The organism is Massilia sp. GCM10023247 (assembly GCF_042653325.1).
Lineage (GTDB): Bacteria > Pseudomonadota > Gammaproteobacteria > Burkholderiales > Burkholderiaceae_D > Telluria.
The window spans coordinates 386,484-409,283 of sequence record NZ_JBHSIB010000007.1 but is presented as its reverse complement, the minus strand read 5'-3'; the positions used below and the strand labels follow the sequence as shown (position 1 = coordinate 409,283).

Sequence of the window (22,800 nt, the reverse complement as noted above, 5' to 3'; positions counted from 1 at the left end):
TCTAACCGCCGATATAGGACATTTCGACTTTGCGTGCGCCGCGTTCGATGCCCGCCGTGTTGATGGTGCGTGTTTCGGAATAGCGGTCGCTGCGCCCCCGCCACAGCTGCGCGATGGCCGCGCCGATGGCGAGGTCGTCGTGCCCGCCGCGCAGCAGGCTGCGCAGGTCGTGGCCGCGGGTGGCGAACAGGCAAGTGTAGAGCTTGCCTTCGGTCGAGAGACGCATGCGGCTGCAGTCCTTGCAGAAGGCGCCGGTGACGCTGGAAATGACGCCGACTTCGCCGCCGCCGTCGAGGTAACGCCAGCGCGCCGCCGTCTCGCCCGTGTAGTTGGCGGACACCGCAACGAGCGGCAGCTCGGCCGAGATGCGGCGCACGACCTCGTCGGAAGGCACCACTTCGTCCATGTTCCAGCCGTTCGAGGCGCCCACGTCCATGTATTCGATGAAGCGCAGGATGGTCGGCGAGCCTTTGAAATGGCGCGCCATCGGCACGATCTGGTCGTCGTTGCTGCCGCGCTTGACCACCATGTTGACCTTCACCGGCCCCAGGCCCGCCGCATGCGCCGCGTCGATTCCGGCCAGCACGTCGCCGACCGCGAAGTCGACGTCGTTCATGCGCTTGAAGACGGCGTCGTCGAGCGCGTCGAGCGAGACCGTGACGCGGTCCAGGCCTGCATCCTTCAGGGCGCGCGCCTTGCGCGCCAGCAGCGAACCGTTGGTCGTCAGGGTCAGGTCGAGCGGACGGCCGGATGGCGTCGGCAGGGCGCGCAGCATCGCCACCAGGTGCTCGAGGTTCTTGCGCAGCAGCGGCTCGCCGCCGGTCAGGCGGATCTTCTGGACCCCGTGCGCGACGAACAGCCGCGCCACCCGGGTGATCTCCTCGAAGCTCAGCAGCTCGCCGTGCGGCAGGTAGGGATAATCCTTGCCGAACACTTCCTTCGGCATGCAATACACGCAGCGGAAGTTGCAGCGGTCGGTCACGGAAATGCGCAGGTCGTGCAGCGGACGCGCGAGGGCATCGGCCACATGACCGACGGGCGCCTCGGGTGCTGCCGGCACCGCCAGCGCAGGCGCGCGCAGGTCGTGCAGCGTAATGATGTTTTCAGCCATGCCAATAAGATAGCACGAGGCCGGCGACTGCACAGGCCCCGAGCAAGCTGATTGTCCCGACCTTGTAGCGCAGCAGGGCGATGGCGGCAAGCAGTCCGAGCACGATGGATGCCGGCTGGACCGTGCCGCCCGCGAAAAACACTTCGCGCCCGAAGTACAGCGCCAGGCTGGCGATGACGCCGACCACCGCCGCCGAGATCGCGGTGAGCGGGGCCGTCAAGCGCAGGTTGCCGCGCGTCGATTCGACCAGCGGGCCGCCTGCGAGGATGAAGATGAACGAGGGCACGAAGGTGAACAGCGCCGCGACCACGGCACCGGCGATGCCGGCCAGCGGCAGTGCATCGGGGCCGAACAGGGCATGGGTCCAGCCGCCGACGAAGCCGACGAAGGCGACGATCATGATCAAAGGGCCCGGCGTGGTTTCGCCGAGCGCCAGGCCGTCGATCATCTGCGGCGCGCTCAGCCAGCCGTAATGCTCGACGGCGCCCTGCACGACATAGGGCAGGACGGCATACGCGCCGCCAAAAGTCAGCAGGGCCGCCTTGGTGAAGAACCAGCCCATCTGCGCCAGCGTGGCTTGCGTTCCGCCCGCTGCGGCGAGCAGCAGCCAGGCGGCCGCCATGATGCCCAGCCCGGCGCAGACGACCAGCACGAGGCGGCGCATCGAAAAGCGGGCATGGGCCGGCGTCGGGGTATCGTCGTCGATCAGGGCGCGCTGCCGGGCGGCGGCCGGCGCGCCGTGTCCGCCGGCACGGGCGGAGGCGGGCTGGAACGCCTGCGGTCGCAAGCGGCTGCCCACGATGCCGGCGAGCGCCGCTCCCAGCACGACGAGCGGGAAGGGAAGGCCGAGGAAGGCGATGGCAATAAAGGCCGCCAGCGCGATTCCGGCCAACAGCCGGTTGCGCAGCGTGCGGCTGCCGATGCGCCAGGCCGCCGCCAGCACGATCGCGACCACCGCCGGCTTGATCCCGTTCATGACGCCGGTCACCAGCGGCAGGTGCCCGTAGGCCAGATAAATCCAGCCCAGCCCGATCAGGATCGCCAGCGAGGGCAGGATGAACAGCACGCCGGCGACGATGCCGCCCCAGGTGCGGTGCAGCAGCCAGCCGATGTAGACGGCAAGCTGGGTCGCCTCCGGGCCGGGCAGCAGCATGCAGTAATTCAGGGCGTGCAGGAAGCGGTTTTCCGAAATCCAGCGCCGCCGCTCCACCAGTTCGGTGTGCATCAGCGCGATCTGGCCGGCCGGTCCGCCGAAGCTGATGAAGCCGAGCTTGAGCCAGTAGAGGAAGGCTTCGCGGCGGGTGACTGCGGGGAGCGCTCGTTCGTCGTTCATGGGCGGCTTCGGGCAAAGGAAGGTGAGGGCGAAAAAAAGGGAAGCACGCAGGCTTCCCTTTTTGGATCAGATCAAGACACGCTTACTGGCGCGTATCGACCTGGATCAGCGGCTCGTCGACCAGCTTCGGTGCCGGCTTGCGGGCGCGGCCGACGCGGATCGGGGCGGCTGCCTGGGCGGCCGCTTCCTGGGCTGCGCGCAGCTTTTCCGGATCGGTCGCGGCCAGCGTCAGCCCGGCAGCGCCGAGCACCTCGTTCAGATCCGACGGGGCGGCCGCTGCCGGAGCAGGGGCTGGAGCAGGGGCTGGAACTGCGGCGGGCGCCTGCACTGCCGGCGCCTGGACCGGTGCCGCAGGCGCAGGTGCCGGGGCAGCCTCGACCGGTGCAGCCTGGACTGGTGCAGCCTGGACTGGTGCCGGCGCCGGAGCTGCCTGCACTGGAGCTGCCTGCACTGGAGCTGCCTGCACTGGAGCTGCCTGCACTGGAGCTGCCTGCACTGGAGCTGCCTGCACCGGAGCCGATTCCGCCTTTTCAGGAGCGGCCGCCGGCTGGCTGGCGCCGGACGAAGCGGCCACCGAGGCGGCGGTCGGGAAGAACCATGCCTGTGCGGTCGGCGCCTGGACCAGTGCGGCCTGGGCCGGCTGGGCGGCCGGAGCCGGCGCCTGGACCGGAGCCGGGGCGGCTTTCGCTGCCGCCTTGGCTTGCGCGGCGGCCACCGAAGCGGCGGTCGGGAACGGCCATGGCGCCTGCTTGGCAGCCTGCTGCCTGCCTTCGCCGCGTGGCTTGCGCGCCGGCTTGTCGGCCGCTGCAGCCTGCACCTTGGCGGCTTCCTCGTCGGCAACCGGCATGAAGGCCGGCGTACCTTCGTGTTCGCCATGCTCGGCGGACTCGACGCCATCGACCTGGTCGCGGTCGCGGCGGTTACGGTTGCGGCCACCGCGGCGGCGGCGGCGGCGTGGCTCGTCGCCTTCGGCTTCCAGCTCTTCGCCCTGCGGACCTTGCGTGGTCACGGCTTTCACCGCGTGCTCCAGCTGGTCGCCGTGCGGGGTGGCGGTGGACAGTTCGGTTTCCGGCATCGGGACCGCGTGGATGCCGGCCAGCTCGTCGGCCTTGGCTTCGACCGGCTGGTTGCGTTCGCTGCGTTCGCGCGGGGCACGCGGTGCGCGCTCGGCGCGCTCTGCACGTTCAGGACGCTCGGCGCGTTCCGGACGCTCGGCGCGCTCGCCGCGCGGCGCGGCCTGGGTCGCCTCGGCGGTCTCGCGTGCCTCGCGTGGCGCACGCGGCTCGCGCGGCGGACGCGGCGCGCGGGCCGGCTTGGCTTCCAGCTCGCCCGCCTTCACGGCGTCGTCCTGGCCGGTCTTGGCGGTCGCATCGCGCTCGTCGCGGGTGCGCTCGGACTTGCCGGTGCGCCCCTCGTTGCGGCCCTCATTGCGTCCATTCCTGCCACGCGGGCCACGGCCGTTGCGCTCGCCGCGTTCGGCTGCGGCAGGGGCGGCCGGCTTGGCCGGCTCGGCCACCACCGGGGCTGGCGCCACCGGAGCCGGTGCGCCGAAGAAGAAGCTCTTCAGCTTGGCCATGAACCCGACCGCGGCCGGGGCAACCGGCGTGACCGGGGCGGCCTCGACGGCCTTGGCAGGCTTGACCGCTTCGCTGCGGTCGACCACCGGCGCCGGCTGGGCCGGGGTGATGGTCTTGACCACGGCTTCCTGGCGCGGCTTGGCTTCTTCCTTCTGGCGCTTGCTGTAGGCCATGTCGGTTTCGGCGGACTCGGCCAGCGTGTAGCTCGACGGCGCTTCTTCCAGGCGCGGGTCGTCGTGCTTGATGCGCTCGAGCTTGTAGTGCGGGGTGTCGAGGTGCTTGTTCGGCACCAGGATCACGGTGATGCGGTGGCGGTTCTCGATTTTCAGGACTTCGCCACGCTTCTCGTTCAACAGGAAGGCGGCGACGTCGACCGGTACCTGGACGTGGATCGTGGCCGAATTTTCCTTCATCGCCTCTTCCTGGATGATGCGCAGGACTTGCAGGGCCGACGATTCGGTATCGCGGATGTGGCCGGTACCCGAGCAGCGCGGGCAGGTCACGTGCGAGCCTTCCGACAGCGAAGGACGCAGGCGCTGGCGCGACAGCTCCATCAGGCCAAACCGGGAAATCTTGCCCATTTGAACGCGGGCGCGGTCATGGTGCAGGGCGTCCTTCAGGCGGGTTTCGACCTCGCGCTGGTTCTTCGCCACTTCCATGTCGATGAAGTCGATGACGATCAGGCCGCCCAGGTCGCGCAGGCGCAGCTGGCGGGCCACTTCGTCGGCCGCTTCGCAGTTGGTGTTGAACGCGGTCGTTTCGATGTCCGAGCCGCGCGTGGCGCGTGCCGAGTTGACGTCGATCGAGACCAGGGCTTCGGTGTGGTCGATGACGATGGCGCCGCCCGATGGCAGCGGCACGGTGCGCGCGTAGGCGGTTTCGATCTGGTGTTCGATCTGGAAACGCGAGAACAGGGGCACGTCGTCGCTGTAGCGTTTTACGCGGTGCGCCATGTCGGGCATCACGTGGCTCATGAACTGCTGCGCCTGGTCGTAGATCTCGTCGGTATCGATGAGGACTTCGCCGATGTCCGGCTGGAAATAATCACGAATCGCGCGGATGACCAGCGAGCTTTCCTGGTAGATCAGGAAGGCACCCGATGCCGACTTGCCGGCGCCTTCGATCGCACGCCAGAGTTGCATCAGGTAATTCAGGTCCCACTGCAGTTCTTCGACGTTGCGGCCGATGCCGGCGGTGCGGGCAATCACCGACATGCCTTGCGGCAAGTCCAGCTTGTCCATCGTCTCGCGCAGTTCCTGGCGCTCCTCGCCTTCGACACGGCGCGACACGCCGCCGCCGCGCGGGTTGTTCGGCATCAGCACCAGGTAGCGGCCGGCCAGCGAAATGAACGAGGTCAGGGCCGCGCCCTTGTTGCCGCGCTCTTCCTTCTCGACCTGGACCATGATCTCCTGGCCTTCGCGCAGCGCTTCCTTGATGGAGGCATTGCGGACGTCCACGCCATCACGGAAATAAGTACGGGCAACTTCTTTGAAGGGGAGGAAACCGTGGCGGTCTTCGCCGTAGCTGACGAAGCAAGCTTCGAGGGAGGGTTCGATGCGGGTGATGACACCCTTGTAGATATTCGACTTGCGCTGTTCGCGTCCAGCCGTTTCGATATCGATGTCGATCAGTTTTTGACCGTCGACGATTGCTACGCGCAGCTCTTCTTGCTGCGTAGCATTAAACAACATGCGTTTCATTTTTATCACTCCGCGACCCGTGGGCCGATCCGGGCCGCCTTGCCAGGGCGGCCAAAGTACAGGGACATACGCGGGAGGGGAGAGCTGGAGGGGGGTATGCCCGCACGTACGGCACGGCGACGCATGGCATCGCGGCCGCAACAGGGCGCAAATGGGGTCGATCGACATGCCGAGGGCGCGCCGCACTGGGCCGCTCATCCCGAGCGGCACGACATGGGCCGCTCATCCCGAGCGGCGCAACATGATCAAGACGGTGCGCGCAACTACCAGCCAAACCGTTACAGCGAACAAACCAGGACTCGATATCAGGCGAACAATCAGCCTTGATTCAAGCCTTCAGAGTGAGGCTTGCAATGGGTCAGGCGAAACGACAAGCGTTATCGACGCCATCAACCGGCGAGCTTCCAGGGAAGCTTTCCGGTACTTATCCTTACAGTTCCAAACAATCCAATCCGGCACTCCTGCACGCGATCCGATTACAACTGCGGTGCAACCCTGATCGACGCAGGAATGTGCGTACACGTTTTTTCCATCGAATTTGCATGCCTGCGGGGCCGATGGAGCGCGCCCCTGTGTAAAATATCGTTTTAATTCTTACACCTGCAGAGGTTTCACCGCCGCCTGTCGATTATATATTCAAAATGAAGGACTTAGAGAGAATTTCTGGGAAGACAGTCCATATGAAGATGCAAAACGATGTTGTTCCCCCTTCATCACAGGCGTTAGCAGCACAGTTCGTCACGATCACCGAAGAAGAAGCCGGACAGCGCATCGATAACTACCTGCTGCGGGTGTGTAAAGGCGTTCCAAAAAGCCACATTTACCGGATCCTGCGCTCCGGCGAAGTGCGGGTCAACAAGGGCCGGATCGACCAGTTGTACCGGCTCGAGGCCGGCGACCTGGTGCGCATCCCGCCGATCCGCATCGCCGAAAAAACGCATACCGCGCCGGTGCCGGGTGCCGAATTCCGGATCGTCCACGAAGACACGCACCTGCTCGTCATCGACAAGCCGGCCGGCGTGGCCGTGCACGGCGGCTCGGGCGTGTCGTATGGCGTGATCGAGCAGTTGCGCGCCGCGCGCCCGGACGCCAAGTTCCTCGAACTCGTGCACCGGCTCGACCGCGAGACCTCGGGCCTGCTCCTGCTGGCCAAAAAACGTTCGGCCCTGACCAACCTGCACGAGCAGATGCGCGACGGCCATACCGACAAGCGCTACCTGGCCGCCGTGGCCGGTGACTGGGTCAACAAGCGCCAGCATGTCAAATTGCCACTGCACAAATATTCGACCCCGGACGGCGAGCGGCGCGTGGTGGTGCAGGCGGGCGGCATGGAGTCGCACACGATCTTCAACCTGCTGCGCAAGTGGGAGCGCTTCGCCTTGCTCGAGGCCGAGCTCAAGACCGGCCGGACCCACCAGATCCGCGTCCACCTGGCGTCCTCGGGTTTTCCTATCCTTGGCGACGAGAAATACGGCGATTTCGCGCTGAACAAGGCACTACAGAAAGCCGACCCGACGCGCGGCGCGCTGCGCCGCATGTTCCTGCATGCTTATAAGATCACCTTTACGCACCCCGAGTCGGGCAAGCCCATGACGCTGCAGGCGCCTTTGCCAGCAGAGTGCGACCGTTTCTTGTTAAGCTTGGGGCAGGCGAGCAATTAAATTCGCGGACGCACGTAGGGTGGACGGGTTCCCCGTCCACGCGTTCAACCGCCGGATGAACATTCGCGATTGCGCAACATATAACGATCGACGCGTGGACGGCGAAGCCGTCCACCCTACAGAAACATGACCGGTTATTCCGGAAACCACAGGAGCCGGCAGTTTGCCGGGAGACATGCCAAGAAAGCAATTTGATCTGATCGTCTTCGACTGGGACGGCACGCTGATGGACAGTACCGTCGCCATCGTGCGTTGCATCCAGGCGGCCGCGCGCGACATCGGCCTGCCCGTTCCCAGCGACGAGGCTGCCTCACACGTGATCGGGCTCGCCTTGCCGGAAGCCATGCAGGCCGCCGTGCCCGAGGCGACGCCCGCCTTGTACCCGCGCCTGGTCGAGCGTTACCGCTACCATTTCCTGACGAAGGACCACGAACTGGTGCTGTTCAAGGGCGTTCGCGAGATGTTGACCGAACTTTCCCAGCAGGGTTATTTCCTGGCGGTGGCCACCGGCAAGAGCCGCGTCGGCCTGAACCGGGCCCTGAACGCCGCCGGCCTGTTGTCCGTATTCGATGCCACGCGCTGCGCGGACGAAACATTTTCCAAGCCGCACCCGGCCATGTTGCAGGAACTGACCCGCGAGCTCGGCCAGGACATGCGGCGCACGGTCATGATCGGCGACACCACGCACGACCTATTAATGGCGAGGAATGCCGGCGCTGCAGGCATTGCAGTGGAGTATGGCGCCCATCCGGTCGACCAGTTGCAGGCCTGCCGTCCCCTGTATTCGGCCAAGACCGCAGTCGAGTTGCACGCCTGGCTGGCCGAATACGCGTAATATGGCTCAGGTATGAATCAGGTGCTGATCTGCGATTCCGAGGCGCTGGTCGATGGCGGCGCCGGCGTGCGTTTTCCCGTGTCGGTGTACGGCGAGGCTGCAACGGGCTTCGTCGTGCGCTTTCACGGCACCGCCTATGCCTACCTGAACCGCTGCGCCCATGTCCCGATCGAACTCGACTGGGTCGAGGGGCAGTTCTTCGAATCGGGCGGCGAGTTCCTGATGTGCGCGACGCATGGCGCAATCTACCGGCCGGAAAGCGGCGTGTGCGCGGGCGGCCCCTGCCGCGGCGCGCGCTTGCGCACGATCGCCGTGCGCGAGGCGGACGGCAAGGTGTACTGGCAACCCGACGAACGGATCGGCGCGCCGGCAGCCTGAGCACGACCCGTGTGAAGGCAGTGCCGGTTTTTTACTAACTTCGAATATCTATGAGCGATAACATCAGGAATGACGGGGAAAGCCGGTTCGTGGCCAACCCCACCGCAGGCAACTGGGAGCGCGACACGCTCGAAAAGCTCGTCTTCGCCACCATCAAGGAGCGGCGCGCGGCGCGGCGCTGGAGCATTTTTTTCCGGCTGGCCTTCCTCACCGTCCTCGTGGTCGCCCTCTGGACCTACCTCGACCTGAGCTTCGGCGGGGGCGACGAAAACCTTGGCCGCCACACCGCGCTGATCGAAATTAACGGCGAGATCGAAGCAAAAGGCAACGGCGGCGCCGACAATGTCATCCCCTCGCTGAACAAGGCCTTTTCCGACGCCGGCTCGGCAGCGGTGGTGCTGCGCATCGACAGCCCCGGCGGCAGCCCGGTGCAGGCAGGCATCATCGTCGACGAAATCCAGCGTCTCAAGCGCGGCTACCCGGACAAGCCCCTGTATGTCGTGGTCGACGAAATCTGCGCTTCGGGCGGTTATTACATCGCCGCCGCCGCCGACAAGATCTACGTGAACAAGGCCAGCATCGTCGGCTCGGTCGGCGTGCTGATGGACAGTTTCGGTTTCACCGGCGCGATGGACAAGCTGGGCGTCGAACGGCGCCTGCTGACCGCGGGCGCCAACAAGGGTTTCCTCGATCCCTTCAGCCCGCAATCCGACAAGCACCGCGCCCACGCCCAGGAAATGCTCAACGAGATCCACCAGCAATTCATTTCGGTGGTGCGCGCCGGACGCGGCACACGCCTGAAGGAAACGCCGGAAACCTTTTCCGGGCTCTACTGGACCGGCGCCAAGGCGGTCGACATGGGCCTGGCCGACGGCTTCGGCACCGTCGACACGGTCGCGCGCGACATCGTGAAAGCCGAAGATATTGTCGATTACACGGCGCACGAGGGCTTGCCGGAGCGGGTGCTCAAGAAGTTCGGCGCGTCGGTAGGGCAGGGAGCAGTGAAGGCGGTGGCCGGTCCTGTGCTGCCAAAATTGAACTGATAAAGTTCAATAAGTTCCTTGAAAGTTCCGCAAAATGTCCTATAGTGAGGTTTGTAGTTCTTCCAGGAAGAGCGATCGATAACCGGTGTCATCCTGTTCATGATCGACCTATCTGGCGACACTACCCACCCGCATGCGTGCGGTTTCGAGAGAATTCCATTCCTCGCAGTAGCAGCTCTTCCTGGGAGCGAAAACGACGGCGCAAGCCGTCGTTTTCATTTGGGTACAAGGTTCCGCGAGCGTAGGGGGGGCGGGTCTTTCCGCTCACGCGTTCAACGGACGGTTGAAATACCACTGCATCCGAGCATCGGCCGCTTGAACCCGTGGCCTGGGCGGCCCCCGCCTAACTTGCCCACCCTACGGATACCTCTGCCGCTAGGGTGCGCACTCGTGCGCACGCGGTAGAGCGGTCGATCAGCCGATCGGCGGGAAGTCACAAGCCGGCATCGTCCAGTTGCGCGGCCTCGTCTTCATGCTGCACGAACCCGCCGCTATCGAGCCAGGCCTGGAAATCGCGCTGGGCGCGCGCGAACCAGGCGGCGCGCAGCGGGGCGTTGAGATTGGGGTGCAGATGCGGCACATCACCACCGGCCGTCCATCGTGCCAGCGCCAGCCGGGTCGGAAACAGGGTCGACTGGGAACGCGCAGCCGATAGGCGCGCCGCCTTGACCGATGCGGACGCTGCGGGTAGCAGGGTGGCATGGGACACGAGCTTGACAGGTTGCATGGACATTTCCTCTTCTTGTTCAGTAATTAATCCTACGGACCTACCTAGTAAATTCCGGAGCCCGTTAGGCCGATTCCTAATGGCATTGAAGTCTATCAATGGATTACCCGCTACGATTGATTTAAGTCAAATGCGCGCGTGATCTCTATCCCACCGGTAACGTCCTGCGCCCTATGCCGCGGCTGGGGCCATCTGTTAAAGTCTCGCCCATGAGTAAATTATCCCTGGACCGTATCCTGCAATCCCAAGGCTTCGGCACCCGCAAGTATTGCCGCGCCCTGATCGAAGACGGTGACGTCGCCGTGAATGGCGTCATCGAAGACAACTACAAACTCGCCGTCGAAACGAACGGCCTGGTGCTGACCGTGTTCGACGAGGAGTGGGTGTACCGCGAGCGCGTCTACATTGCGCTGTACAAGCCGGCCAATTTCGAATGCTCGCGCAAACCGAGCCACCATCCCGGCGTGCTGACGCTGTTGCCCGAACAGTTCGGCTGGCGTGAGGTGCAGCCGGTCGGCCGGCTCGACCACGACACCACGGGCCTGCTCCTGATGTCGGACGACGGCCCCTTCATCCACGCCCAGTCCTCGCCCAAGCGCCATGTGCCGAAGGTGTACCAGGCGACGACGGCGGAAGCGGTCACGCCGGAACTGGTCGCGCAGTTGCTGGCAGGCGTGCAATTGCACGACGAACCGGCGCCGCTGCGCGCCGTCTCCTGCGTGCAGCGCGGCGAACACCAGCTCGAGATCGTGCTGGAGCAGGGCAAGTACCACCAGGTCAAGCGCATGCTGGCCGCAGCCGGCAACCATTGCGACGCGCTGCACCGCTCCGCCATCGGCGGCCTGACGCTCGATGCGCTCGGGCTGAAGGAAGGCGAGTGGTGCTTCCTGGAACAGGCGCAACTGGATCTGCTGACCGCAGGCTGACCCCAAACGGCTTGCAGTAGCAGCGCTATAAACAGGCGTGCGCCGAAAGCGTCTGTTTTCACGCACACTGCATGCCGACTCGCGTCGAACCGTGGTCGACGTTCTGCAATTCAAGTGCGGCAGTCGGGCGCGGCGGCGTATTTTTGCAACCGTTCCCTGTTCACGATGCCGCATCCACACCGCACCCTCCTGCTTTCGCTTCCACTGCTGTACGCCGCCAACGCCTTTGCCCAGGACGCGCCGATGCTCTTGCGCGATTGCGCCACGATTACGGACGACGCCGCGCGCCTGGCCTGTTTCGACAAGCTCGCCGCGACGCCCGCCCCGCGCACCGAGGCGGCCGTCGTCGTCAATCCGGCGGACGGCGGCCCTGCCGCTACCGTGGCAGTGGTCACGGCACAGCCTTCGGCCGAGAGCAGCGCCAGGTTCAGCCAGCTCGACCACTGGGAGCTGGACGAGCCCTACCAGCGTGGCGTCTTCAAATTCCGCCCGCACCATTCTAGCTACCTGATCGGCACCCGCACCTATCGCCCGAACGAACAGCCCTACCGCCCCTTCCTCGACCAGGCCGACGATGCCCGCCTGTCGAAGGCCGAGCTGGCCTTCCAGCTCAGTTTTAAAATGAAGATGCTGCAGGGCGCCTTCGGCAAGCCGGTCGATGTCTGGTTCGGCTATACCCAGAACAGCTTCTGGCAAGCGGCCAACAGCAAGGCCTCGAGCCCATTCCGCGAGACCAATTACCAGCCGGAAGTGATGGCGATCACCCCGATCGGCGTCGAGCTCGGCGGCGTGCAGCTGCGCTACGTCGGCCTCGGCCTGAACCACCAGTCGAACGGCCAGTCGGGCACGCTCTCGCGCAGCTGGAACCGGCTCTATGCCCAGGTCGGCGTGGAGAAGGGCGGCCTCTCGGCCACCGCGCGCGTCTGGAAGCGCCTGAACGAAAGCGACGACGACAATCCCGATATCGTCGACTACATGGGCCGCGGCGACCTGGCGCTGGCCTACCGCCGCGACGGCCACATCTATTCGTCCACGCTGCGCTACAACTTCCACACCAACCGCGGCGCCATCCTCGCCGGCTGGGCTTTCCCGCTGGCGGGCAACCTGAAGGGCTATGCGCAGGGCTTCGCCGGCTACGGCCAGAGCCTGATAGACTACAACTATTTCCAGCGCTCGATCGGCCTGGGCGTGCTCGGCCTGTTTTAAGCTGCAGCTTATCGAAGGGACGTAGGGTGGACGGCTCTGCCGCCCACGCGTCCAACCAGCGTACGATCAAATCGCGTGGCTGATGAGCGATCGGATGTGTCAATGCCGGTTGAACGCGTGGGCAAGGAACTTGCCCACCCTACGGCTACTCCGGAAACCTTGCGGGAAGTGTGGGGCGCAATACAATAGCGGTCCCAACATTTCCCGACCGCACATGAAACTTGCCACGATCAAGGACGGCAGCCGCGACGGCCAGCTCGCCGTCGTGTCGCGCGACCTCAAAAGCGCCCACATGGCCGACGCCATCTGCCCGACCATGCAGGCCGCGCTCGACGACTGGGCCTTCATCGCGCCCCAGCTGGACGACCTGTATGTCCAGCTCAACGCCGGGCAGGCGCGCCGCGCCTTCGAGTTCGACCCGGCGCGCTGCATGGCGCCGCTGCCGCGGGCCTTCCAGTGGGCCGACGGCTCGGCCTATGTCAACCACGTCGAACTGGTGCGGCGCGCGCGCGGGGCCGACATGCCGGCCTCGTTCTGGGAAGATCCCCTGATGTACCAGGGCGGCAGCGACGACCTGCTCGGCCCGATGGACGACATCGTGCTCGCGCATGAAGAGTGGGGTATCGACTTCGAAGCCGAAGTCGCCGTGATCGTGGACGACGTGCCGATGGGCGCCACGCCCGACGAGGCCCACGGCCGCATCCGGCTCTTGATGCTGGCCAACGATGTCTCGCTGCGTAACCTGATTCCGGCCGAGCTGGCCAAGGGTTTCGGTTTCCTGCAATCGAAGCCGGCCACGAGCTTTTCTCCGCTGGCGGTGACGCCGGACGAACTGGGCGACGCGTGGAAAGGCGGCAAGCTGCACCTGCCGCTGCGTTCCACCTGGAACGGCCACCTGGTCGGGCAGCCCGACGCAGGCGTCGACATGGTGTTCAATTTCCCGCAACTGATCGCCCACCTGAGCAAGAGCCGCAACGTGCGCGCCGGCAGCATCGTCGGCTCGGGGACGGTGTCGAACAAGGACGCGAGCCGTGGCTACTCCTGCATCGCCGAGCAGCGCTGCCTGGAGACGATCGCCGATGGCGCGCCAAGTACTCCGTTCATGCGCTTCGGCGACACGATCCGGATCGAGATGCTCGACGAGAAAGGGAAGTCGATCTTCGGGGCGATCGAGCAGGCGGTACGCAAGGCCTAACGCGGACGCGCCGGCGTTGCTTCACCGCCACTCCAGAACGTGCCTTCCGCTTCGGCGCCGCGCAGGTCCACCTCGATCGGCCGCAACATCCTGCGTGCCGTCCTGGCCAGGCGCAGGCTGCCGTCCGGCGCATGGACGCGATACCAGAGCAACGCGACCGCCGACAACCGCAGCTTCTGCCCGCTGAACAGGCCATCCTTGACGATGCTCATCCCCTCCAGGCGCAGGTCGAAGTCCAGCACCTGCGCGCCATCTATGCGCGCCGCATAGGCCAGGTAGCGCGCTGCATTGTAGAGCGGGCTGCGCTCGCCGGTTTCTCCGGCCCTGAGCGACTCGATGAAGGCGTCCACCGCCTTGAGGGCCGCCCCGGCCGCACCGGCGACCGCCGCCAGTTCCCTTTTTTCATCCCCTCTGGCGTTATCGGCCAACTTCTGGAGCAAGGCGATCCGGTTTGCATACTCGGCCCGGTGATTCGCCAGCGCCCGTAATTTGCCGAGCAGGCGCTCGTGCTGCCTGGTGTCGAGCTCGCCTAGATATCCGCCGCCCAGCCCGGCGATGCGGTCGGGGCAGGATGCGGCCAGGCTGGTCGCGAACAGGCCACGCGCGCCGTCCCCGTAGGCCAGTCCGGCAACCGTCACATCGCTCTTGAACAGCGATGCCGTATCGGCCGCCGCGCGCAAGATCGCGGGCACGACCGTGAGCGCCGTCGACAGCGTCGTCAACGCCGCGCCCGGTGGTGTGTGCTTGTCGATATAGGCTTGCAGTTCCCTGTTACGCCGCGCCATCTCGTCGCCCAGCCCATCCAGCGCCCCGGCGACCGTGCGCGCGGCAACCACGCCCTGGGTGGCCGCCGGATCGTAGACAACATGCGCCGGCCCGGCGGGGAGAGCGGCGCACACCTCCCGCGCGAGTTCACCGGCGAGGTCAAACGCGCGGACCAGGCCCGCGGCGCCGAACTGGCGGGTTTCGACAGCGCCGGGCAGCGGCTTGGCTGATGCCGGAGGCAGGCGGTCGAGCAGGGCGGCGCGCTCGGCTTCGGCGATGGCGGCGCGCAAACGGGCGTCCTCCAGCGCCTGGACCATTTCTGTAGTGTCAGTCGCTAAGGCTCGCGTGTCGTCGGGTGTTGCCGTTGCGCCAAGACTGAGCAAGAGTCCGGTAGTTAGCATTAAAGCACGAATAATTAAGATCGGATAATCGGCGTTTATTAACATATGGTTTTTCTAATAAAAACAACTGGTTAAATTCTCACAATTTGTCACACCCCGAATTAATGCATATGCGGCAGCCCAAGTTATCCAACACATTATTTGAACAAGGGGCGCCGGCCGTCCCTGTTCCAGCGCACGCCGCGCATGCTTCGTGGGGCGCGGCGTGTCGTTCGCCCCACAGGGGGGGGTAACTGGCGACCACGGCCGTTGTTATTGAGATAACTCAACACCGTCTTGTGGTAAATGTGCTGAACGGGCGCCTCCAAAAAGCAGATTTATGTGACGTTGGGTTTATTAACCCATTTCCCAGGGCCAACTGATCGGTTAGAATCGCTGATTGTTCATATTCGCCCTCGCGTCACCCGCGCTCAATCACCCATGTTCAAACTCAGCACCGGTTTTTTGGCCGTCACCCTGGCCGTTTCCAGTATTGGCGCGTCGGCTCAAAGCATGACCAACCGGGACGACATGTTCGGACAGGATGCGCCGGCCACGGAGACTTCGTTCAGCGCACCGGCTGCGCCGCAGAAGGTCCGGATCACCAATACGGATCGATCGGACCGACTGCAGAGCGACACTGCTGCGCTGCAGCAGGGTCACGGAATCCAGCGTAATCAAATGGGCGCGCAGCGCAACCAGACTGGCTTGCAGCGCAATCAAAACGGAGTCCAGCGGCAAGGTGTGAACGGCGACAGCGCATACCCTCGTGAGCCGGAGGTCATCAGCGAATTCCAGAAGTTTCTGTCGGATAGTACCGGCGAGATCCTGCCTATCTTCGGCGCCGGGTTTTTCGAATCCGCACAGTCCGCATTTACGCCAATCGGCAGTGGGCCGCTGCCGGCCGACCAGCCGCTCGGTCCAGGCGACGAGTTGCTCATCCGCGGCACTGGCACCATCGATATCGATTACCGGGCGACCATCGATCGCAGCGGCACCATTTCGATCCCGACCGTCGGCACCGTTGTGCTGGCCGGTGTAAAAGCGGGCTCGGCTGAAGGCGTGATCCGCGCCGCCATTGCGCGCCTGTACAAGGGCGTGAACGTGAACGTCACCTTCGGCCAGTTGCGCTCGACGACCGTGTACGTTGTGGGCCAGGCCAAGCGGCCGGGCACCTATACCGTGTCGAGCCTGTCGACCCTCGTGACCGCCCTGTTCGCCAGCGGCGGCCCGAATGCCAACGGCAGCATGCGCCAGGTCCAGGTCAAGCGCGCCGGCAAGGTGGTTGCCGAGCTGGATCTGTATGCTTTCATCGCCAAGGGCGACAAGTCCGGCGACATCAGGCTGCAGGACGGCGACACCATCGTGATCCCCCCGGCAGGCGGCTTCGTCGCACTCGTCGGCAAGGTCAACGAACCAGCGATCTACGAGATCAAGGGCAGTGGCGACACGGTCGAGTCGCTGCTCGACCTCTCCGGCGGCCTGCCGGTGGTGGCGGATCCGCGCCGCGCCTTCCTCGAGCGTATCGACCCGAGCCGCAGCCAGCCACGCAGCGTCGAGCAGTTTCCTCTCGACGGCGCGGGCCTCAAGCGCAGCCTGAAGGACGGCGACGTCCTGAACATCACCTCGATCACCCCCGATTTCTCGAACGCGGTCGTCTTGCGCGGCAATGTCGACCAGGCCGTGCGCGTGCCGTTCAAATCGAACATGCGCGTGAGCGACCTGATCCCGAGCCGCGAGTACCTGATCACCCGCAGCTCGATCAAGCGCCAGAACAATGCCGTGACGACGAGCGAGGAAGTACGCGAGCTGCGTAAGGACAAGCGATTGACCGATCGCGATCGCCAAGAGCTCGGGATCGGACGCAGTGAAGTGCTGGGCGAAGGCGAACATACCGCCGACGGCGAGGAGCGTTCGATCGCGTCGCGTATCGGCGGCCTGATCGACGAGATCAACTGGGACTACGCGGTCGTCGAGCGCATCAATCGCATCGACCTGAGCGTCAAGCTGATTCCTTTCAATCTCGGCAATGTGTTCACCAACCCGCATGGGCCGGACAACATCCAGCTCCAGCCGGGCGATACCGTGACCGTGTTTTCGCATGAAGACGTAGCGGTGCCCATGGACAAGCGCCGCGTGTTCGTGCGCGTCGAAGGCGAAGTCCAGGTGCCTGGTGTTTACCAGATGAGCGCCGGCGAAACCTTGCAGTCGCTGCTGGCCAGGGCGGGCGGTCCGACCGGGAATGCCTACCTGTTTGGTACGGCCTTCTATCGCGAGCAGGTGCGCAAGGAGCAGCAAATTAACCTGGAAAAGGCAGCCGTGCGTCTGGAAGCGCAACTGCGTTCGCAGCAAGCGAAAGGGATCGCTAACGTCAGCGCGCTTAGTGCCGCCGATGCGGCTGCCGCCGCCTCGCAGCGCCAGGTGGAGTTGCAGATTGCTGAAGAGACTATTCGCCGTTTCCGACAGCTCAAGCCAACTGGGCGGATCGCCTTCGGTCTCGAGCCGCATGAGAAATCGTTCGCAGTCCTGCCACGCATCAAGCTGGCCAATGGCGACCGCCTGGTCGTGCCGGCCCGTCCCGATTTCGTGCATGTATTTGGCGCAGTCAACGCCGAAGCTTCGCCGTTGTGGCGTGCGAACAGCCGCGTGAAGGACTACCTCCGCGTGGCTGGGGTGACCGCGGATGCGGACGTCGACAACGTCTTCGTGATTCGCGTCGATGGCACGGTCGTGACTAAGGGGGCCAGCGGCTGGCTATCGATGGGCATGGACGGTATCGAAGTCATGCCTGGCGATAGCATCGTGATTCCGGAGAAATTTGACAAGGAAACTGCTTGGACGAAATTCACCAGGGGAACCCGTGAGTGGGCGCAGATTTTTGCGAACTTTGGCTTAGGTGCTGCGGCCATTAAGACCTTGCGATAGTCCAATCCAACGCATGCATGGCCGGACACGCCCGGCACGTTAAGCCCATACACAAAGTTCTTCTCACATGATCGAAACAAACAGCAACTTACCCCATACGCCCGATGCAATGCGTTTCGGGAACGCCGTGGACGACGATGGCATTGATCTGATCGACCTGATGATCGTCATGGCCAAGCATAAAAAGCTGATCATCGGTTTACCGCTTGCCGCAGTGCTGACCGCTGCTGCGATCAGCTTAGCGATTCCGAACGTTTACACTGGCGAGACTAAGCTGTTGCCGCCCCAGCAGGCGCAATCTGGCGCTGCAGCCTTGCTCTCTCAATTGGGCGGGGCGGCTGGGATGGTCGCTGGTGTTGCTGGAATTAAGAGTGCGGGCGACCTGTACGTTGGCATGCTCAAAAGCCGGACCGTCACCGATATGTTGATCGCGGAGCACCAGTTGGTCAAAGTTTACGAAGTCCCATCGGTCGACCGTGCTCGGGTGCGATTGCAAGCAAATACCGATATCAGTGCAGGAAAGGATGGACTGATCACCATCAAGGTGGAAGATCGTGACCAGAAATTGGTCGCACCTCTGGCTAATTCATATGCTGCTGCTTTGACGAAGCTGACGCGCACGCTAGCGTTGACCGAAGCCTCGCAGCGCCGGCTGTTCTTCGAACAGCAGCTTGAAACGTCAAAGAACAACCTTGCAAAGGCCGAAGTCGCTCTGAAGCGCGCAATTGATACAAGCGGCGTCATCAGTGTCGACGTCGACAGTCGCTCGGTACTCGGAACGATCGGCCAGCTCCGCGCCCACATCTCGGCAAAAGAAATCCAGATCAATTCGATGCGGTCTTTCGTTACCACCAGTAATCCGGACTTCCAGCGTGTCCAGGAAGAGCTTAACAGTTTGCGCGCCGAGTTATCAAAACTCGAGAACGGCCGGCCGCAAGCCGTAGGTGCTGGGGCATTGCCGCAAAAGCAGGCGGGGCTTGAAAACATCAAGATCCTGCGTGAAGTGAAATACCATCAGATGCTATACGAATTGCTGGCCAAACAGTATGAATTTGCCCGCCTAGAGGAGGCCAAGCAGCCTTCTTTGATTCAGGTGCTAGATACCGCGATAGAGCCGGAGCGTAAGTCGAAGCCGAAACGCGCCGTGATCGTGCTGTTCACCGGTGTGCTGTCCTTGCTGGCTGCACTCGGCATCGCGTTCGCCATCGAAGCTCGTCAACAGGCCTTGCTTTCGCCCCACATGGCGTCGAAGTGGGATGAGTTGAGGGCGCATCTGCGTCTGCGAAAGAAGAAGTAATTTGCCAGAGCCGTGCACCAGCGCCATGCGTCTGGACCAGCGGTGCGCCGTAGACAAGCGGACGTAGAAATTTGCCTGCACTTTTACGCGTCCAGTAGAGCGCGATGGCTGGAGGGGTTCTGGCGCAACATCTAAAGAATGTAACAAGGAAAATATGAACAAGACCGCCGTCCTCCACGCCATCCACGATGTAGACCGTAAGCCCATCTACGTGACGCGGCCGGATCTTCCCGAACTCGCTGAGTTCATTCCGTATCTTGAACAGATTTGGGAGAACAAGATCCTGACCAACGGCGGGCCCTACCACTGCGAGCTGGAGAAGGCTCTCTGCGAGTATCTCGGCGTCGAGCATATCGCCTTGTTCTCGAACGGTACGGTGGCCCTGATGACCGCGCTACAGGCTGCAGGCATCACTGGTGAAGTAATCACGACGCCGTACTCCTTTGTCGCCACCTCGCATGCCCTCCTGTGGAACGGGCAGACTCCTGTCTTCGTCGACGTCGATCCCGACACGCTGAACCTCGATCCGGCCAAAATCGAAGCGGCGATTACCGAGCGTACCTCGGCCATCCTGCCCGTGCACTGCTATGGCCATCCTTGCGACACGGAGGCGATCCAGAAGATTGCGGACAAGTACAAGCTGAAAGTAATCTACGACGCCGCCCACGCGTTCGGCGTCGAGGATACGGGCGGTAGCGTACTGCGTCATGGCGACCTGTCCATCCTGAGTTTTCACGCCACCAAAGTGTTCCACACCTTCGAAGGCGGGGCGATCGTTTGCCCCGATGCCGCCACCAAGAAGCGGATCGACCAACTGAAAAACTTTGGATTCGTCGATGAATTGACCGTGACGGTCGCCGGCATGAACGGCAAGATGAGCGAAATCAATGCCGCCTTTGGCATGCTGCAACTCAAGCACGTCGACCAGTTACTGGCCAAGCGGCGTGAGCTTGCCGCGGTCTACCGCGAGGCCCTGAAAACAACCAAGGGTATTCGTTGCCTCGAGAACAGCGGCGAGCTGGTCGAAAACGGTGCCTATTTTCCGATCCTGGTCGGGGACGCCTACCCAATCACGCGCGATGCCTTGAACGAAAAACTGAAACAGCACGGCATCAATGCGCGCCGCTATTTCTACCCGCTGATTTCGGACTTCCCGATGTACAGCGCGCTGCCGTCTGCTGCAAAGGAAAATTTGCCCGTGGCTTCGCGTGCGGCCGAGCAGGTGTTGTGCCTGCCGCTTTACCCGAGCCTGGGCGCGGCCCAGGTCATGCGCATTGCTGCCCTGATCCATGAGGGAAGCGCCGGTTAAGCGAATGCCAAGTCCGTCCTCAATCAAACGCAATATCGCGGTCAATTACGCCAGCCAGATCTACGTCACGCTGGTCGGTATCGCGATGGTCCCCGTGTACCTGCAGTATATGGGGGCGGAAGCCTATGGACTGGTCGGTTTCTTCGTGATGCTGCAGGCCTGGTTCCAGTTGCTCGATTTCGGCCTGACGCCAACCATGGCGCGAGAAATCGCCCGCTTCAGGGGCGGTGCCGGCAGCGCCGCGTCGCTGCGCGAACTGCTGCGCGCCCTGGAAGCGGTGTTTTTCGGAATAGCGCTGCTGGGCGGGATTGCGTTGGTTTTTGGTTCCGGCACGATCGCAAACAGCTGGCTCAAGGTCGACCGGCTGCCACTCGCCGAAGTAGCCCACGCGGTCTCGTTGATGGGGATCGCAGCGGCGTTGCGCCTGGTTAGCGGACTGTATCGCGGAGCAGTGAGCGGTTTTGAATGCATGAGCTGGCTCGGCGGTGTGAACGCGTTTTTTGCCACTGCCCGTTTCGTGGTCGTCATCCCTGTCTTCATTTTTATCGGTAACGGGCCTGCAGAGTTTTTCTGGTACCAGCTTTGCGTAGCGCTGGCCGAACTGGCCATAGTTGCCTGGAAATCCTACAGTCTCCTGCCGGCAATGGCGCCTGACGAGCGGACCCGCTTGCACTTTTCGCCGTTGCGCAATGTATTGAAGTTCTCACTCGGGATCGCGTTCAGCGGGCTCGTATGGATCGCCGTGACCCAGGTCGACAAGCTTCTGTTGTCGAAGATGCTCGCGCTCGAGGAATACGCCTATTTCACCCTGTCGGTTTTGGTGGCAGGGGGCGTCCTGGTCATCAGTGGCCCTATCAGCACAGCCTTGCTGCCGCGCCTGACGGTGCTTGCGACCCAAGCCAGGGAGGTCGAGTTTTTCGGCATGTATCGGAAAGCCACGAACCTGCTTTGCGTGCTGGCCATTCCAGTTTCCCTGGTCATTACATTGTTTGCTGAACAGGTGCTGTGGATATGGACCGGTGACACCTGGCTGGCGGCACGCGCTGCGCCGGTGCTGCAACTGTACGCAGTCGGGAACTGCATCCTTGCCATCGGCGCCTTTCCCTATTACCTGCAGATTGCTAAAGGCGACCTGAAGCTTCACCTGGTGGGCAATATTTTATTCCTGGTGGTCCTGATCCCGGCGCTGATCGCCGCCACGCTGCACTTCGGCGCGCGTGGTGCCGGTTGGGCCTGGGCGGGGGCGAATCTAGTCTATTTCCTGCTGTGGGTTCCCCGCATTCATCGCCGGTTCTCCAAGGGGCTGCACCATGTCTGGTTACTCAGGGACGTCGGTGGGATCCTGTTGCCAGCCGCTGCCGCCGGGGCACTATTGCATCAGCTTATCCAGTGGCCAATGCAGCGTGGACCGGCGGCGATCGTCCTGGCCGCCGCAAGCCTCGCGACGCTGGCTGCTGCGGCAGCAGGGTCACCAAGCGCACGCGCGCTGTCAGGGGCACTGTGGCTCCGGCTCGCCGGCACTCAGAAAGTTGCAAATAGGAAATGAACATGAACCTGTCAGGACCACTCCGCGCCGAGAGTGCCATTCGCAGCAGCTGGGCTGCGCCGGATGTTCCGATGATTACCATTCTCTGCACGACCTATAACCACGAGGCGTACATCGAAGACGCCATCCTGAGTTTCCTGGCCCAGGATGTCGCTGTTCCGTTCGAAATCATTATTCGCGACGACTGCTCTACTGACGCCACTCAGGCCATCATCAGGAAATATCACGCACTGTACCCGAACATTATCCAGCCGATCATCGAAGAGAAGAACACGTTCAGATTGGGAGTGTCGCCCTGGGTGGTCTCGTTTCCGATGGCACGAGGCCAATACCTGGCGATTTGCGAGGGCGACGATTACTGGACCGACCCGAATAAACTGCAGCGCCAGTACGAGATCATGGAGGCAAACCCGGCCTGGTCGTTTTGCTGCCATAACGCCGAGATTCTGTACGTCGAAAGCGGTCGGTTCACCAGCTTTAACCAGCACCGTGAGTCGGGAACCTGCTCGACCAAGGCTTTATTGCTGGACGATTGGTTCGTTCCGACCGCTTCGATCTTTTTCCGCAAGGAGGCATTGCCGCCAGTATTGCCGGCCTGGTTCAGCCAAGTGAGGAGCCAGGACCTGGCGCTGGAGGTGATATTGTCGAAGCGCGGCCCGTTCTGGTATGACAGCGCCAATGCATCGGTATATAGGAAGAACGCTATCGGCAGCATGAGCGCCACGCAATCGACGCCCTGGGACTACTTCTACAAGCGTATTTTCCTGTTCAGGAAGCTGTTTTCCTGGCTGCCCTATTCGATGTCGCACCTGGTCGTTTTCGATATCGCCAGGTCGGCCTTGAAGATCGTTTATGCAAAAGCATTAAGGTATAGGCGGCAGTAGCG

Annotated in this window: 17 protein-coding genes; 12 read left to right on the top strand and 5 right to left on the bottom strand. The window is 63.3% G+C overall.

Translation table 11 applies throughout. The features are described 5' to 3' along the window. Nucleotide 1: 1 nt before the first annotated feature. The 3 genes from moaA to ACFPAH_RS05495 all read right to left on the bottom strand — a co-directional run bounded on the left by moaA (nucleotide 2) and on the right by ACFPAH_RS05495 (nucleotide 5,721). The gene (moaA, locus tag ACFPAH_RS05505) at nucleotides 2-1,111 is read right to left on the bottom strand and encodes a GTP 3',8-cyclase MoaA (protein ID WP_379741853.1); all 1,110 of its coding nucleotides are present in this window, start codon (nucleotides 1,109-1,111) and stop codon (nucleotides 2-4) included. Then, nucleotides 1,104-2,444 (bottom strand): chromate efflux transporter, encoded by a 1,341-nt coding sequence (chrA, locus tag ACFPAH_RS05500; RefSeq protein WP_379741850.1) that lies wholly within the window; start codon nucleotides 2,442-2,444, stop codon nucleotides 1,104-1,106. Before chrA ends, moaA begins: the two co-directional genes overlap by 8 nt. Before the next feature lie 82 nt (nucleotides 2,445-2,526). Beyond that, nucleotides 2,527-5,721, bottom strand: a complete 3,195-nt coding sequence (locus tag ACFPAH_RS05495) for an Rne/Rng family ribonuclease (RefSeq protein ID WP_379741847.1) — start codon at nucleotides 5,719-5,721, stop codon at nucleotides 2,527-2,529. 680 nt (nucleotides 5,722-6,401) lie between these two features. Here ACFPAH_RS05495 and ACFPAH_RS05490 point away from each other — a divergent pair. From ACFPAH_RS05490 to ACFPAH_RS05475, 4 genes are all read left to right on the top strand, one after another. After that, nucleotides 6,402-7,382, top strand: a complete 981-nt coding sequence (locus ACFPAH_RS05490; protein WP_379741844.1) for an RluA family pseudouridine synthase — start codon at nucleotides 6,402-6,404, stop codon at nucleotides 7,380-7,382. 175 nt (nucleotides 7,383-7,557) lie between these two features. Beyond that, nucleotides 7,558-8,217 carry an HAD-IIIA family hydrolase gene (locus ACFPAH_RS05485; protein WP_379741840.1) on the top strand — a complete coding sequence of 220 codons (660 nt, stop codon included), beginning with the start codon at nucleotides 7,558-7,560 and terminating at the stop codon, nucleotides 8,215-8,217. Nucleotides 8,218-8,229: 12 nt separating this feature from the next. Further along, nucleotides 8,230-8,595: a Rieske (2Fe-2S) protein gene (locus ACFPAH_RS05480; protein WP_379741836.1), complete on the top strand. Its 366-nt coding sequence runs from the start codon at nucleotides 8,230-8,232 to the stop codon at nucleotides 8,593-8,595. A gap of 50 nt (nucleotides 8,596-8,645) precedes the next feature. Beyond that, a complete protein-coding gene (locus tag ACFPAH_RS05475) occupies nucleotides 8,646-9,638 on the top strand; it encodes a S49 family peptidase (RefSeq protein WP_379741833.1) in 993 nt (330 codons plus the stop codon). 433 nt (nucleotides 9,639-10,071) lie between these two features. Here the strand turns inward: ACFPAH_RS05475 and ACFPAH_RS05470 are convergent, their stop codons facing one another. Continuing rightward, complete coding sequence (locus tag ACFPAH_RS05470; RefSeq protein ID WP_379741830.1) at nucleotides 10,072-10,371, bottom strand: hypothetical protein; 300 nt, start codon at nucleotides 10,369-10,371, stop codon at nucleotides 10,072-10,074. A 203-nt stretch (nucleotides 10,372-10,574) separates the two neighbouring features. Here ACFPAH_RS05470 and ACFPAH_RS05465 point away from each other — a divergent pair, with 203 nt between their 5' ends. The 3 genes from ACFPAH_RS05465 to ACFPAH_RS05455 all read left to right on the top strand — a co-directional run bounded on the left by ACFPAH_RS05465 (nucleotide 10,575) and on the right by ACFPAH_RS05455 (nucleotide 13,692). Then, nucleotides 10,575-11,291 (top strand): pseudouridine synthase, encoded by a 717-nt coding sequence (locus tag ACFPAH_RS05465; protein ID WP_379741827.1) that lies wholly within the window; start codon nucleotides 10,575-10,577, stop codon nucleotides 11,289-11,291. Between the two features lie 165 nt (nucleotides 11,292-11,456). Then, on the top strand, nucleotides 11,457-12,497 hold the full coding sequence (locus tag ACFPAH_RS05460; RefSeq protein ID WP_379741824.1) for a phospholipase A: 1,041 nt from the start codon (nucleotides 11,457-11,459) through the stop codon (nucleotides 12,495-12,497). 214 nt (nucleotides 12,498-12,711) lie between these two features. Next, nucleotides 12,712-13,692: a fumarylacetoacetate hydrolase family protein gene (locus ACFPAH_RS05455; protein WP_379741821.1), complete on the top strand. Its 981-nt coding sequence runs from the start codon at nucleotides 12,712-12,714 to the stop codon at nucleotides 13,690-13,692. Here the strand turns inward: ACFPAH_RS05455 and ACFPAH_RS05450 are convergent. Continuing rightward, nucleotides 13,689-14,903, bottom strand: coding sequence for a hypothetical protein (locus ACFPAH_RS05450; protein WP_379741819.1), 1,215 nt, complete (start codon nucleotides 14,901-14,903; stop codon nucleotides 13,689-13,691). The genes ACFPAH_RS05455 and ACFPAH_RS05450 overlap by 4 nt on opposite strands. A gap of 375 nt (nucleotides 14,904-15,278) precedes the next feature. Here ACFPAH_RS05450 and ACFPAH_RS05445 point away from each other — a divergent pair, with 375 nt between their 5' ends. The 5 genes from ACFPAH_RS05445 (at nucleotide 15,279) to ACFPAH_RS05425 (ending at nucleotide 22,798) form a co-directional block, all read left to right on the top strand. Further along, the gene (locus ACFPAH_RS05445; protein ID WP_379741816.1) at nucleotides 15,279-17,762 is read left to right on the top strand and encodes a polysaccharide biosynthesis/export family protein; all 2,484 of its coding nucleotides are present in this window, start codon (nucleotides 15,279-15,281) and stop codon (nucleotides 17,760-17,762) included. Between the two features lie 67 nt (nucleotides 17,763-17,829). Further along, complete coding sequence (locus tag ACFPAH_RS05440) at nucleotides 17,830-19,059, top strand: GumC family protein (protein ID WP_379741813.1); 1,230 nt, start codon at nucleotides 17,830-17,832, stop codon at nucleotides 19,057-19,059. Nucleotides 19,060-19,213: 154 nt separating this feature from the next. Then, the gene (locus ACFPAH_RS05435) at nucleotides 19,214-20,368 is read left to right on the top strand and encodes a DegT/DnrJ/EryC1/StrS family aminotransferase (RefSeq protein WP_379741811.1); all 1,155 of its coding nucleotides are present in this window, start codon (nucleotides 19,214-19,216) and stop codon (nucleotides 20,366-20,368) included. 4 nt (nucleotides 20,369-20,372) lie between these two features. Next, nucleotides 20,373-21,914, top strand: coding sequence for an oligosaccharide flippase family protein (locus ACFPAH_RS05430; RefSeq protein ID WP_379741808.1), 1,542 nt, complete (start codon nucleotides 20,373-20,375; stop codon nucleotides 21,912-21,914). A gap of 2 nt (nucleotides 21,915-21,916) precedes the next feature. Further along, nucleotides 21,917-22,798 (top strand): glycosyltransferase, encoded by an 882-nt coding sequence (locus tag ACFPAH_RS05425; protein ID WP_379741805.1) that lies wholly within the window; start codon nucleotides 21,917-21,919, stop codon nucleotides 22,796-22,798. Nucleotides 22,799-22,800 lie beyond the last annotated feature (2 nt).

Excerpts from the sequence above, each read along its gene's own strand:
- moaA (WP_379741853.1), bottom strand. The coding sequence starts at position 1,111 with ATGGCTGAAAACATCATTACGCTGCACGACCTGCGCGCGCCTGCGCTG.
- chrA (WP_379741850.1), bottom strand. The coding sequence starts at position 2,444 with ATGAACGACGAACGAGCGCTCCCCGCAGTCACCCGCCGCGAAGCCTTC.
- ACFPAH_RS05495 (WP_379741847.1), bottom strand. The coding sequence starts at position 5,721 with ATGAAACGCATGTTGTTTAATGCTACGCAGCAAGAAGAGCTGCGCGTA.
- ACFPAH_RS05490 (WP_379741844.1), top strand. The coding sequence starts at position 6,402 with ATGAAGATGCAAAACGATGTTGTTCCCCCTTCATCACAGGCGTTAGCA.
- ACFPAH_RS05485 (WP_379741840.1), top strand. The coding sequence starts at position 7,558 with ATGCCAAGAAAGCAATTTGATCTGATCGTCTTCGACTGGGACGGCACG.
- ACFPAH_RS05480 (WP_379741836.1), top strand. The coding sequence starts at position 8,230 with ATGAATCAGGTGCTGATCTGCGATTCCGAGGCGCTGGTCGATGGCGGC.
- ACFPAH_RS05475 (WP_379741833.1), top strand. The coding sequence starts at position 8,646 with ATGAGCGATAACATCAGGAATGACGGGGAAAGCCGGTTCGTGGCCAAC.
- ACFPAH_RS05470 (WP_379741830.1), bottom strand. The coding sequence starts at position 10,371 with ATGTCCATGCAACCTGTCAAGCTCGTGTCCCATGCCACCCTGCTACCC.
- ACFPAH_RS05465 (WP_379741827.1), top strand. The coding sequence starts at position 10,575 with ATGAGTAAATTATCCCTGGACCGTATCCTGCAATCCCAAGGCTTCGGC.
- ACFPAH_RS05460 (WP_379741824.1), top strand. The coding sequence starts at position 11,457 with ATGCCGCATCCACACCGCACCCTCCTGCTTTCGCTTCCACTGCTGTAC.
- ACFPAH_RS05455 (WP_379741821.1), top strand. The coding sequence starts at position 12,712 with ATGAAACTTGCCACGATCAAGGACGGCAGCCGCGACGGCCAGCTCGCC.
- ACFPAH_RS05450 (WP_379741819.1), bottom strand. The coding sequence starts at position 14,903 with ATGTTAATAAACGCCGATTATCCGATCTTAATTATTCGTGCTTTAATG.
- ACFPAH_RS05445 (WP_379741816.1), top strand. The coding sequence starts at position 15,279 with ATGTTCAAACTCAGCACCGGTTTTTTGGCCGTCACCCTGGCCGTTTCC.
- ACFPAH_RS05440 (WP_379741813.1), top strand. The coding sequence starts at position 17,830 with ATGATCGAAACAAACAGCAACTTACCCCATACGCCCGATGCAATGCGT.
- ACFPAH_RS05435 (WP_379741811.1), top strand. The coding sequence starts at position 19,214 with ATGAACAAGACCGCCGTCCTCCACGCCATCCACGATGTAGACCGTAAG.
- ACFPAH_RS05430 (WP_379741808.1), top strand. The coding sequence starts at position 20,373 with ATGCCAAGTCCGTCCTCAATCAAACGCAATATCGCGGTCAATTACGCC.
- ACFPAH_RS05425 (WP_379741805.1), top strand. The coding sequence starts at position 21,917 with ATGAACCTGTCAGGACCACTCCGCGCCGAGAGTGCCATTCGCAGCAGC.